This is a genomic window from Kribbella turkmenica (assembly GCF_004348725.1).
Lineage (GTDB): Bacteria > Actinomycetota > Actinomycetes > Propionibacteriales > Kribbellaceae > Kribbella > Kribbella turkmenica.
The window spans coordinates 23997-36197 of record NZ_SMKR01000064.1 but is presented as its reverse complement, the minus strand read 5'-3'; the positions used below and the strand labels follow the sequence as shown (position 1 = coordinate 36197).

The 12201-nt window shown below is 70.9% G+C and carries 11 protein-coding genes; 2 read left to right on the top strand and 9 right to left on the bottom strand.

Annotated features, from left to right (window positions below):
• Positions 1–239: 239 nt before the first annotated feature.
• Together hflX and dapF are read right to left on the bottom strand one after the other, a co-directional pair.
• Entirely contained in the window at positions 240–1721 is a 1482-nt protein-coding gene (gene hflX, locus E1218_RS16530; RefSeq protein WP_132321021.1) for a GTPase HflX, read from the bottom strand.
• A gap of 83 nt (positions 1722–1804) precedes the next feature.
• Positions 1805–2647, bottom strand: a complete 843-nt coding sequence (gene dapF / locus E1218_RS16525; RefSeq protein WP_132321019.1) for a diaminopimelate epimerase — start codon at positions 2645–2647, stop codon at positions 1805–1807.
• Positions 2648–2671: 24 nt separating this feature from the next.
• Here dapF and E1218_RS16520 point away from each other — a divergent pair, with 24 nt between their 5' ends.
• The gene (locus E1218_RS16520) at positions 2672–2935 is read left to right on the top strand and encodes a hypothetical protein (RefSeq protein WP_233712269.1); all 264 of its coding nucleotides are present in this window, start codon (positions 2672–2674) and stop codon (positions 2933–2935) included.
• Here the strand turns inward: E1218_RS16520 and E1218_RS16515 are convergent.
• Genes E1218_RS16515 through E1218_RS16495 form a run of 5 tightly spaced genes read right to left on the bottom strand, consistent with a single transcriptional unit; the run spans position 2922 to position 8402 of the window.
• A complete protein-coding gene (locus E1218_RS16515; RefSeq protein WP_132321015.1) occupies positions 2922–4484 on the bottom strand; it encodes an N-acyl-D-amino-acid deacylase family protein in 1563 nt (520 codons plus the stop codon). The two genes, E1218_RS16520 and E1218_RS16515, sit on opposite strands and share 14 nt — an antisense overlap.
• On the bottom strand, positions 4481–5911 hold the full coding sequence (locus E1218_RS16510) for a Na+/H+ antiporter NhaC family protein (protein WP_132321013.1): 1431 nt from the start codon (positions 5909–5911) through the stop codon (positions 4481–4483). Before E1218_RS16510 ends, E1218_RS16515 begins: the two co-directional genes overlap by 4 nt.
• Positions 5912–5928: 17 nt before the next feature.
• Positions 5929–7050 carry an o-succinylbenzoate synthase gene (gene menC / locus E1218_RS16505; RefSeq protein WP_233712268.1) on the bottom strand — a complete coding sequence of 374 codons (1122 nt, stop codon included), beginning with the start codon at positions 7048–7050 and terminating at the stop codon, positions 5929–5931.
• Positions 7040–7690: a MurR/RpiR family transcriptional regulator gene (locus E1218_RS16500; protein WP_132321011.1), complete on the bottom strand. Its 651-nt coding sequence runs from the start codon at positions 7688–7690 to the stop codon at positions 7040–7042. Before E1218_RS16500 ends, menC begins: the two co-directional genes overlap by 11 nt.
• Positions 7683–8402 (bottom strand): GNAT family N-acetyltransferase, encoded by a 720-nt coding sequence (locus tag E1218_RS16495; protein WP_165949293.1) that lies wholly within the window; start codon positions 8400–8402, stop codon positions 7683–7685. Before E1218_RS16495 ends, E1218_RS16500 begins: the two co-directional genes overlap by 8 nt.
• A gap of 106 nt (positions 8403–8508) precedes the next feature.
• On the opposite strand from E1218_RS16495, the gene E1218_RS16490 reads away from it, so the two are divergent.
• Positions 8509–9603 (top strand): M20/M25/M40 family metallo-hydrolase, encoded by a 1095-nt coding sequence (locus E1218_RS16490; RefSeq protein ID WP_132321007.1) that lies wholly within the window; start codon positions 8509–8511, stop codon positions 9601–9603.
• On the opposite strand, the gene ggt is transcribed toward E1218_RS16490, so the two are convergent.
• Both ggt and E1218_RS16480 read right to left on the bottom strand, forming a co-directional pair.
• Positions 9600–11420 (bottom strand): gamma-glutamyltransferase, encoded by a 1821-nt coding sequence (gene ggt, locus E1218_RS16485; RefSeq protein WP_132321005.1) that lies wholly within the window; start codon positions 11418–11420, stop codon positions 9600–9602. The genes E1218_RS16490 and ggt overlap by 4 nt on opposite strands.
• A 79-nt stretch (positions 11421–11499) precedes the next feature.
• Positions 11500–12198, bottom strand: a complete 699-nt coding sequence (locus E1218_RS16480) for a hypothetical protein (RefSeq protein ID WP_165949292.1) — start codon at positions 12196–12198, stop codon at positions 11500–11502.
• Positions 12199–12201 lie beyond the last annotated feature (3 nt).

Genomic DNA, 12201 nt, shown 5'->3' with positions numbered 1-12201 from the left:
CGCCGGCCCGACCCCCGACCAAGTGCCCGCAAGATCTCGTAACCGCGACCCCGCGCTATACCCAACGACCCACACGCCGCCGCTACCCCAACCCCCGAATCCACCAACCGCACCAAAGCATCCCCGTAACACTCAAAATCCTCCGCAAACGACATAGCCGCCGCAACTCCTCAAATCGAGGTGTTGCGACGACCATGTGAACCCGAGATCTCCCCGGGGCCGTTTCTCGTGCGTGTGTCCTAGTGCGCCGTCGCCACCTGGTACGGCGTGAGTTCGCCGGCCAGGCCGGCGTGGACGTGGGCGGTGACGCGGGTTCCGTCGGCGGTGTGCTCGAGCTGGTCGACCGAGCCCTCGGAGTGGATCCGGGAGACCAGGTCGCCGCGGTCGTACGGCAGCAGCAGGTCGAGGGCCACGTCGGGCTGCGGCAGGGCGGCCTCGACCATCGAGCGCAGCTTGTCGATGCCCTCGCCGGTGTGCGCGGACACCACCAGCGCGCGGGACTCGCGGTGCAGGATCGGTGCCAGCGCCATCGGGTCGGCGACGTCGGCCTTGTTGATCACGATGACCTCCGGCACGTCGGAGGCACCGATCTCGGCCAGCACCTCGCGCACCGCCTGGATCTGCGCCAGCGGGTCCGGGTGCGAACCGTCCACCACGTGCAGCAGCAGGTCGGCGTCGGCGACCTCCTCCAGCGTCGAGCGGAACGCCTCGACGATGTCGTGCGGCAGGTGCCGGACGAATCCGACGGTGTCGGTGAACGTGTAGACCCGGCCGTCGGAGGTCGTCGTCCGCCGGGTGGTCGGGTCGAGGGTCGCGAACAGCGCGTTCTCGACCAGCACCCCGGCGCCGGTGATCCTGTTCAGCAGCGACGACTTGCCGGCGTTGGTGTAGCCCGCGATCGCGACCGACGGGATCGCGTTGCGCCGGCGCTCCTGGCGCAGCGTCGACCGCGTGCCCTTCAGGTCCTTCAGCTCGCGCCGCAGCCTGGCGATCTTGGTGTTGATCCGCCGCCGGTCGGTCTCGATCTTGGTCTCACCGGGACCACGGCCGCCGATACCGCCGCCGGCCGCGCCGACGCGGCCACCGGCCTGGCGGGACAGGTTGCCACCCCAGCCGCGCAGCCGCTGCTTCATGTACTGCAGCTGGGCCAGCTCGACCTGGGCCTTGCCTTCCTTGCTCTTCGCGTGCTGGGCGAAGATGTCCAGGATCAGCGCGGTCCGGTCGACCACCTTGACCTTGAGCCGGTCCTCCAGGTTGCGCAGCTGCGCCGGGGCCAACTCGCCGTCGGCGATCACGGTGTCCGCGCCGAGCGAGGCGACCAGGTCGCGCAGGTCGGCCACCTTGCCGGAACCGATGAAGGTCGCCGGGTCAGGCCGCTTGCGCCGCTGGATCACACCGTCCAGCACCTCGGAACCGGCGGTCTCGGCGAGCAGCTTCAGCTCGGCCAGCGAATTTTCCGCGTCCTCGGCGCTGCCCTCGGTCCAGACGCCGACCAGCAGCACCCGCTCGAGCAGCAACTTGCGGTACTCGACCTCGCTGATGTCGGTCAGCTCGGTCGACATGCCGACGACGCGGCGCAGGGCCTGGCGCTCTTCGAGGTCGAGGCCCTCGGTGGACAGCGCCGAGTCGTGACCCGTCAACGAATCGCCGGAGTCATCGCCCTGGATCAGGTCGAGTTCGACGTCGGTGGTCTCGTCGTAAAAGTTCGAATGGGTCGTCATATACCTTCCATCGTGGCACGGGCCACCAGTACAGGCGACCCGATTTCAGACGTCAACGCCCCACGCCCCGGTGGAATTCCCGTTCAGGCAGGCAACCAGGCCCGGTCGAACTCCCCGCGAGCGTGCACGACGGCCGGCCCGGTCAGCTCCAGGTGGTTGTCCGCCCGCCACGTCACGGTCACAGAACCACCAGGTACGCCGACACGGTAAGTGACCGGCCGTTCCTGCCGGGCCTGACGAGCCGACACCACCGCGACCGCGCACGTCCCGGTGCCGCAGGACCGGGTCTCCCCCGCCCCGCGCTCGTGCACCCGCATGGCTACCTCGTTCGGCCCCTTGCGGACGACGAACTCCACGTTCACCCCGGCGGGGAACGCCTCGGCCGGGGTCCACACCGGCTGGTCGACCAGATGCCCGGGCTCGCTCAGGTCGTCGACGAAGGCCACGGCATGCGGATTCCCCATGTCGACATGGGTGGCCGGCCACTGGTGACCGTTGGCCTCGACCACGATGCCCGCCGGACCGGGCAGCACGGGCTCGCCCATGTCCACGGTCAGCGTGCCGTCGTCGTTCAGCACCACGTCCTTGATCCCGGCCCGCGTCCCGACGCGGACAGGCTTGTCCCCCGCCAGCCCGGCGTCCACCAGGTACCGGACGAACACCCGGATCCCGTTGCCGCACATCTCCGCGATCGAGCCGTCGGAGTTGCGGTAGTCCATGAACCAGTCGCCGCCGTCCTCGACGTACGACTGCTTGTCACCCTCGATCACCCGGAGCACGCCGTCCGCGCCGATGCCGGCGTACCGGTCGCAGAGGAACCGCACCAGGCTCGCGTCCAGGTCCCCGTGGATGGTTCCGTCGGGGTCGGGCAGCAGCACGAAGTCGTTCTCGGTGCCATGCCCCTTCAGCCAGGGGAAGGAGGTCATGCGTCAGATCGTAGTGTGTGCCCCGTGGAGCAGATCGGCTACTTCTGGAAGCAGGAGGACGCGGAAGCGGTCGCCGCGCGGCTGGACGGCGTCGTCCGGCGTGGCCGTTTCCACGGTGAGGACGACGACGAGGACCACCCGTGGATCGTCGTACTCACCGATGCCGACCAGGCCGTGCTCGACGACCTGCTGACCGAGTACGACGGCTGGCTGGAACCGGCCGTGGACGAGCCGGCCCCGGCCCCTCCGCCGCTGCCGACGACGCCGAAGCGCTTCAAGAACCTCTGAGCACGCGCCCCGGCCGGCGACCGGTCGGTACGCCGTCCGCGAGCACCGGATCGCCCGCCACGAGGACGTGCTCGACCCCTGCCGACAGCTGCCACGGATCGTCGTACGTCGACCGGTCGGCCACCTGCGCGGGGTCGAGAACGACGAGGTCGGCCACCGCACCGGCCTTGAGCACACCGCGGTCGTCGAGGCCCAGCCGTGAGGCGGGCAACGAGGTCATCCGGCGGATCGCCTCGGGCAACGAGAGCACGCGTTGATCGCGGGTGTACCGGCCGAGGACCCGCGGGAACGTGCCGAAGTTGCGCGGATGCGGGTGTCCGGCCCCGGTGGCGGCGAGAATCCAGCCGTCGCTCGCGACACTCGTGCAGGGATGCCGCAGGACCGTCACCACGTCGTCCTCGCTCATCGCGTGGTTGACCACGCTGACCGCGGCTCGGTGGTGCTCGAGGACGCGAAGGATCGCCTCGGCGGCGTCGACGCCGTCACGCGCGGCGATGTCGGCCAGGCTGAGGCCGCGGCAGTCCTCGTACCGCCCGGGCGGCAGGGACGCGATCACCACAGCCTCAGGCGTGAACAGGTCGCTGGTGCGCAACGCCGTGGCGATCCGTGCCCGCTCGGCCTGGTCGCCGAGGCGCGCGAGCAGGGAGGCTGTGCCGCCGGCCATCGCCCAGGTGGGCAGCCGGGCGGTGAGCGTCGTACTGGAGGCCGTGTACGGATAGACGTCCCAGGTGACGTCCACGCCGTCGGCACGGGCCTGGTCGAGGCGTTCGAGGGCGGCCGTGACCAGCCCGTGGTTGGCGGCGCCGACGGCCTTCAGATGGGAGACCTCCAGCCGGGCGCCACCGGCCCGGGCGGCCCGGATCGCTTCGTCCAGCGAGGCGATCAGGTCAGCACCCTCGTTGCGGATGTGGGTCGAGTAGAGCAGCCCGCACTCCCCCGCCGTCGCGACCAACGCGGCGACCTCCGCCTCGGAGGCGAAGGTGCCCGGCGCGTAGATCAGCCCGGTCGAGAACCCGGCCGCCCCTTGGCCGGCCGCCGCGCGCAGCAGGTCCTGCATCTGCCGCAACTCGTCCGCCGAGGGTGCCCGCTCCGCACCGCCCATGACCGCGAGCCGCAGTGACGAGTGGCCGACCTGCAGAGCGAGGTTGACCGCGAGCCCGTCCCGCCCGACCGCCTCGGCGAAGCCGCCGGTGTCCCGCCACGACCAGTCATGCTCGGGCGCGAGGAACGCCGTACCGGCCTTCATCTGCTCGAGGTCGGTGATCGGGAACGGCGACCAGCCGCAGTTGCCGGTGACCAGCGTGGTGACACCTTGATGCAGCTGGGTGGTCGCGTCCGGCGAGGTCTGCGCGGTGAAGTCCGCGTGCGAGTGCAGATCGACGAATCCCGGGGCCACAATGTTGCCCGTGGCATCGATCGCCTCGACGTCGGCGGCCGCGGTGCCCGGTCCGACCACGTCGACGATCCGTTCACCGTCGACCAGCACGGTCGCGGGTACGGCGTCCGCGCCGGTACCGTCGAGGACGAGGCCGCCCGTGATCGCGATCATGTCGTCACCAGCAGGATCACGGCGTACATGACGCAGGCGGGCAACAGCAGCATCCAGCCGGTGATCAGCATGCTCTTCAGGTCCGACGACCTGGCGAGCCCCATCGCGCCGACCATGTTCGCGTTCGGGAACGGCCCGTAGGTGTCGGCCTTCGACGCGAACAGCAGCACCACGACCCAGGCGGCCGGACCGACGCCCGCGCTCGCGGCCAGCGTCCCGAACACCTTGTCGAGCAGGACCACCTGCGCCGCGGTCGCCCCGGGTACGCCGACCCAGCCGAGCAGCGCGACCGCGATCGCCACCCCGAACCCGGAGATCGTGGCCAGCTCCGGCCCCAGCTCGTCGAGGATCACCTGGAACGGCGCGAGCTGGTCGATCAACGCGAACAGGGCCGCGAGCAACCAGAACAGCAACAGGATGCTGATCAGCTTGGCGCCACCGCGGTACATGTGCTCGGCGATGTCACGCGCCCCCAGGCGGCCCGCGAAGCCGGTGACGATGCCCAGCAGCGGCAACGCCAGCAGCGGGAAGCTCGTGCCCGCTTCGGTGACGGTCGCGTAGACGACCGACGCGAGCAGCACGACCAGGAACGTCGCGGTCGCGATCCGGGGAGAGCGAGCGGTCGTCGCGCTGTCGCCGGAGACGAGTTCGGACAGGTCGTAGTCGTCGCCGGTGCCCACGGTGCGCCGCTGGATGAAAGCGACCACGAACGGGCCGAGCACCAGCGACAGCAGCGCCAGCGGCCCGGCGCCGTACCCCAGGTAGGTCAGGTAGTCGACGTCGGCGGCGGTCATGATCGCCACGTTCGAGCCGGCGAACGGCGCCACCGTCAGGCCGGCGCAGCCGCCGATGAAGATCATCGACGCGGTGGCCGCCCGGGTGTACCCGAGCCGCGCGGTGATCGGCAGCACGATCGGTGCCGCGACCGCCAGCGCACCGGCCAGCGTGCCCAGGCTCGCGACCAGGATCAGGCAGGCAATCATCACACCGAGCACGACGGCGACCCGGCTGCGGTCCCCGGCGACGCGCATCACGCCGGACACGATCGTCGAGGCCACGCCGGTCACCCGGAGCACCTCGCCGACGCCGGCACCGAGCACGATGATCAGGCCGATCGCGGTGACCGAGTCGGCCAGCGACTCCCCGAGCAGCGTGCCGGTTTCGAGGGGGCTCAGGCCCGCGATCAGTACGCCGGACAACACCGCGACGACCGTGCCGACGACGATGTCCAGGCCCAGCAGGCAGAGCACGGCGTACAGCACGATCGGGAGCAGGCCCCACAGCGTCGGGCCGTCGGTGAGCAGTCCGGCGACGATCGACGTCACCAGCCCGGCACCGGCGAGGACGTTCAGCAAGCGGCGGCGGCCTGGAGCCACGTCCACCTGGTAAGCGTTCGCCGTCTCGATTCTGGTCTGGTCCTGGCTCATCCAAGGGTCCTGTTCTGTCAGAGAGCGAGCGTGGCCACGGTGTGCGCGGCGATCAGGTCGGTGTCGACCGCGTGCCCCAGACCGGTTGCCGTGGGCACCTGGACGACGCCGTGCTCGGCGACGACCGGAGGCGTGATCACGTCGCGGGTGTAGTACTTGTCCGAGGCGGACACGTCCGAGGGGAGGGTGAAGCCGGGCAGGCTGGAGATCGCCACGTTGGCCGCGCGGCCGATGCCGAACTCGTGCATCCCGCCGCACCAGACCGGGATGCCGGCCCGCCGCGCGCGGTCGTGGGCGGCGCGGGCGGCGGTCAGGCCGCCCATCCGGGAGACCTTGATGTTCAGCACTCGCAGGGCTTCCAGCGACAGCGCTGTCTCCAGGTCGTCGAGGGTCTCGATGCTTTCATCCAGGCAGATCGGGGTCACCAAATGCTTCTGCAGGCGAGCGTGGGCGAGCAGGTTCCGCGGGGCGAACGGCTGCTCGATCATGGTCAGCTCGTACTCGTCGAGAGCGCGCAGTGCGGCAAGGTGCTCGACCGACTCGGTGTAGATGCCGTTGGCATCGACGTGCAGATCGAGGTCCGGGAAGTCCGCCCGGACGGCACGCACCGGCTCGACGTCCCACCCCGGCGCGATCTTCAGCTTGACGCGGGAATAGCCGGCGGTGACCTGGCGGCGTACTTCGGTGAGCAGGTCGTCGATGGTCGGCTCGATCCCCAGCGACACCCCCGCGGTGACCTCGCTGCGGGTGCCGCCCAGCGCCTGCGCGAGCGGAACGCCCTGGACACCAGCCCAGAGCACCCAGGCGGCCACATCGACACCGGCCTTGGCGAACTGGTTGCCGCGAACCTTCGACCACAGCCGCGAGACCTGCTCGGGCCGCTCCCACGACCGGCCGATCACGGCCGGGAGCAGGTAGTTCTCGGCGATCTGCCAGCACGTCTCGACGGTCTCCGCCGCGTAGTACGGGTCCGAGGGCGACGCGATCTCACCCCAGCCGACCGCGCCGGACGCGTCCTCCACCTCGACCAGGACGTGATCCAGCAACGTCTTGCGGTGCGAGCTGGTGCGGAACGCGTGCACCAGCGGCAATCGGACGCGGTGCAGCCGGGCGGCGGTGACCTTCAGCTCAGTTGACATACAGTCCCAGCTCCGTGTTCAGCCGGTCGCGCTCGCCGAGTCGCCGGCGGGCTCCCTTCGCACTCGCGGTGGTCAGCGTCGCCAGCACATGCAGCACGGACGCGACCACGGTCGGCGAGTCGACGTACGACGCGCTGCCGGTGGCGACGTAGATGCGCTGGTCGGCGATCTTGGCGAGCGGCGCGTCCTCGTAGTCGGTGACCGCGACCAGCTCACCACCGGCCCCGGCGAACCGCCGGGCGATCTCGACGGTGTCGCGGCGATACCGGCGCAGCGAGAACGCCACCATCAGGTCGCTCGACCTGACGTCGGACAGGACGTCGACACCGCGCACGACCGTGCCGTCGATCAGCGTGACCTGGGACAGGCCGGCACTCAGGTCGAAGGCGAGCAGCGACGCGTACGAGAACGACTTGGCCGAGCCGACGATGAAGCGCCGGCGCGCGGCGACGATCCGGGCCGCCGCCCGCGCGATCGAGTCGTCGGCCAGGATCCGGTCGAGGGCCGCCTCGATCGAGGCCCGCTCCTGCTCGACCACGCGACGCTGCAGCATCGTCGACGACCGGCGCTGCAGGCGGGCGTCGTACCGCTCCCGGGGGCTGGTCAGCTCGCGGTTGCGGGCGTTCAGGTCCTCAGACATCGCTGACCGCCCCGAAGAGGTAGACCCCGGTCCCGTTCGGGAGCCGGCGGCAGGAGTCGGCGGCCAGGCCCTTGCCGAGCAGATCGGTGAAGCCCTGGCGGACCCGCTCGGCGATGTCCGGCGTGACCGCGCCCGGCTCGGCCGGCAGCGCCAGCCACGGGCGGTCCCCGGCACCGCCCATGACGCCCCAGTCGGCCTCGGTCAGCTTCAACTCGAGATCTTCCTGGGCGCGCGGCCGGGAGTGCAGGTCCCACTCGATGACCACCCGGTCGCCGCCCGGCCCGTACATGTCCGGGGCGTACCACCGGCCGCGGGCGCCGAGCACGTCGAGATTGAAGTGCCCGTTGCGGATCTGGAACGGATCGTAGGTCCAGCGCATCCGCGTCATACCGTGGCTGAGGGCCACCTCGCGCTGAGCGTGCTTGAGCAGGCGTCCCAGCCCGTGGCCCTGGTGGTTCGCGTCGACCACGGCCGACTGCGAGTAGTGGTAGAAACCGCGCCGGTCGGTGCCGCAGAAGCCGTACGCGAACGCGACGAGCCGGTCCTGCTCGTCCAGGACGCCGACGACCGAGCCGCCGTTGCTGACCAGCGCGCCGAGCAGCCGGGGATTCAGCGCGTAGTCCGGGTCCTGGTAGCCGAAGACCCGGCGGTACAGCACGGCCGCCTCCGCGAACCGCTCCGGAGTGGTGAGCGTGACGGGACGGAACTCCACCGCGGCCTCCTCAAAGATACGTAACGGATCTTGGCACTGCCCTGAGTAAAACTCCCGTGGACAGAGGGAGTCAATCGATGACCGAATGATGATACGTTGACTATCTATGAGCATGATCGAGCGACTGCGGGAGTACGCCGAGCACGAGACGCCGACCGGCGCGGCGGACGCGCTGAACGCCTTCGCCGACCGCCTCGTGCGCCGGTACGGCGAGCTCGGCGGCACCGCCCGCCGCGTCCCGGCACCGACCGGCGACCACGTCGTCGCCGACTTCCCGGGCCGCGGTCCGCGCGCGGACGACGCTCCCCTGCTCTTCCTCGCCCACCACGACACCGTCTGGCCGATCGGCCAGCTGGAGCGGATGCCGTGGCGCGAGGAGGACGGCGTCATCCACGGCCCGGGCGTCTTCGACATGAAGGGCGGCCTGGTCGTCCTGGAGACGGCGCTCGAGCAGGTGGCCGACGACGATCGCCGACCCGTGCGAGCGATCGTCACCGCCGACGAGGAGGTCGGCTCCCCGTCGGCGCGTGAGCTCGTCACCGCCGAGTCGGCCGGAGTGGTCGCGGCCTTCGGGCTGGAGCCACCGCACCCCAACGGCGACCTGAAGACATCCCGCCGTGGCAGCACCCGGGTCCGGATCGAGGTCGCCGGCCGGGAGGCGCACGCCGCCCTCGACGCGAGCAGTGGCGTGTCCGCGATCGACGAGCTCGTCGACCAGCTGATCGCGGTCCGCACCCTGGTGTCGCAGTACGAGAACGTGCTGTGCAACGTCGGCACGATCATGGGTGGTGGGCGGACGAACGTCGTAGCGGGGAAGGCGGCGGCCGAGCTGGGTCTGCGGTTCGTCGATCCGGAGACGGAGCGGGCGGTTCTCGACGCGGTGGCCGGGCTTCGGCCGGTGCGGCCGCGCGCCGAGCTCGACGTCCGGGTCATCTCGAGCCGGCCGGCCTGGCAACCGTCGGCACCTGTCGACGAACTGCTCGCCAAGGTCGCCGAAGCCGGTCGCTCGGTCGGTCAGGACGTCGGCGGTGCGGCGGCGTCGGGTGCCGCCGACACCAACCTCACCGGCTGGCTCGGCGTTCCGACCCTCGACGGCCTGGGTCCGTTGGGGAAGGGTGCGCACGCCGTCCACGAACAGGTGATCGCGGCGACCCTGCCTGAGCGGGCAGCTCTGGTCGCCGCGATCATCAGGTCGATCTAGCGCGGATAGACCTCCCACACGGTGCCTGCGGATCCGCCACCACGACGGGTCGGCTCGGCCGCCGCGAGGATCGCGCCGCCGGGCAGGAACTCCAGGGCCGCGACCGCGCCGATCTCGGCCGCCGAGGTGAACGCGTCACCGGACGGGACGAGCACGTGGCCGTACGGGGTGAGCGCGGTCTCGTAGGCGTCGATGAACGACGGCTCGGCGGTCACGGTCGCCGTGTTGCGCTGGGACGCGCGCGGCGCCGCGACGGCCTGCGGCAGGGTCATGCCACGGTCGAGCCGGTTCGTCAGGGTCTGCAGGACGGTGGTGATGATGGTCGAGCCACCCGGCGAACCGAGCGCCAGGAACGGCTTGCCGCCGCGGAGCACGATCGTCGGCGACATCGACGACCGCGGCCGCTTGCCCGGCTGGATCCGGTTCGGGTCGCTCTCGTTCGGAACGGCGGAGAAGTCGGTCAGCTCGTTGTTCAGCAGGAAGCCGCGGCCGGGAACCGTGATGCCGCTACCGCCGGTCTGCTCGATCGTCAGCGTGTACGACACCACGTTGCCCCACTTGTCGGCGGCGACCAGGTGGGTCGTCGACAGGCCTTCGGTGTCGGGCCGCTGGGCCGTCGGGACGCCGGACGCGCACCGCTCGTAGGACCCGTCGGGCGATCCGGCCGGCAGCGGCTTGGTCAGCGCGGTGGTGGGGTTGATCAGGCACGAGCGCTCGGCGCCGAAACCACGCGACAGCAGTTCCTTCGTCGGCACGTCGACGTAGGCCGGGTCGCCGACGTACGCGCCCCGGTCGGCGAAGGCCAACGCAGACGCCTCGAGGTAGGTGTGCAGTGCCTGCGGAGTGGACATCTGCCGGAGGTGCTGCGGTGTGAGGATGTTCAGTGCCTCACCGACCGTCGTCCCGCCGGACGAGGACGGGGCCATGCCGTAGACGTCCAGGCCGTCGTACCGGACCTTCGTCGGCGCGCGGTCGATCACCCTGTACTTCGCCAGGTCCGTCGTGGTGAGGTGGCCGGGGAACACCGGGAGCACGGCGTCCGCGGTCTTCGGCGGGTTCTGCGCGGTCGCGGCCATCTCCGCCGCGAGCTTGCCGCCGTAGAACGCCGACAGGCCCTTCTTCCCGATCAGTTTGTAGGTGTCGGCCAGATCCGGGTTCCGGAACACCGAGCCGACCTGCGGCGCGTCGCCGTTCGGCAGGAACAGCCTGGCGGTCGGCACGATCTGCGCGAACCGGGCCTTGTTGTCGAGCGTCTGCCCGCGGAACGTCTGGTCGACGACGAAACCGCGGTCGGCCAGCTCGGCGGCCGGCTTCAGCGCCTTCCCGAGCGACAGCGAACCCCACTTGCGCAGCGCGGCGTCCCAGGTCGCCAGCGTTCCCGGTACGCCGACCGACAGGCCGGACGTGACCAGCTGCGCGAACGGGTACGGCTGCCCGGTCGCGGGGTTGACGAACGAGTCGATCTTCATCCCGGCGGGCGCGCTCTCGCGGCCGTCGATCGTGTGAACCTTGCGCTTCTTGGCGCTGTAGTACACGAAGTACCCGCCGCCGCCGATGCCGGCCGAGTAGGGCTCGGTCACGCCGAGCGCGGCGGCGGTGGCCACGGCGGCGTCGACCGCGTTGCCGCCACGACGCAGCACGTCCAGACCGACCTTCGTCGCCTCCGGGTCGACCGAGGAGACGGCACCGCCGAACCCGATCGAGGTCGGCGTCTTGACCGGTGGCTGCGGTGGACGCGCGGCGGCGTTGCTCGCGGTCAGGACGGACAGGACAAGCGCACCAGCGGACAGGGATGCGACCAGCTTCTTCGGTGTCACCGGGTACTCCCGCTACGTCGACGGACAGGGACAAGCCCTTGCCTATCCCGAAGTCGGCGCTCGCGCCAGTCGTGGCGCCCTAGTTGACTGTGCAGGAAGACATGAAGCGCCGCAGGAGCTGGTCGTTCCAGTCGGCCGTGCCGGCCGGGAGCTCGACCAGGAGCCACTGGTCGCCGAGCTTCACCTGGCCGGTGACGCGCCCGCCCAGCGTGCCGATCTGCAAGGACCTGCCGCCCGCGTCGGTCACCCGGACCGACCGCAGGCTCCTCGCCGCGGGGGCCGACTGCAGCACCACCTTGGTGGCGACGTCCGCGCTCCGCATCGTCGACCGGGAGAGCACGACCCGGTCGGCGGCGATCGGGGTCTCCGGCGTCCAGCCCTTCGGCGCGAGCGAGCAGCCGATCGAGTTCCAGGGCTGCCGGTTCGCCACCAGCTCGACCGGCGGGGCGCCGTACGTCGAGACCGTCTCGCTGCCTTCCGCGATCATCGGCGTCGGGGACGCCGCCTCGGACACGGTCGCCGGTGCCCGGGAGGTCTTCTCCCCCTCACCGGTGGCGACCTCGGTACTGCCGTTGTTCCACCACTTCACCTGGTCGCCGACCGCGAGGACGGCGGCCGACACCGCGGCCACGCACAGTACGCCGGTGACCCGGCGGCGCCGCTTGATCCGGCGCAGCGCCCGCCGGCCGCGGGTGACATCGGCTTCGATGTCCGCGGGCGGGAGTCCGTCGGCCGCACGGTCGGCGAACCCCTCCAGGAGCTTCTTCACCTCGTCCACTTC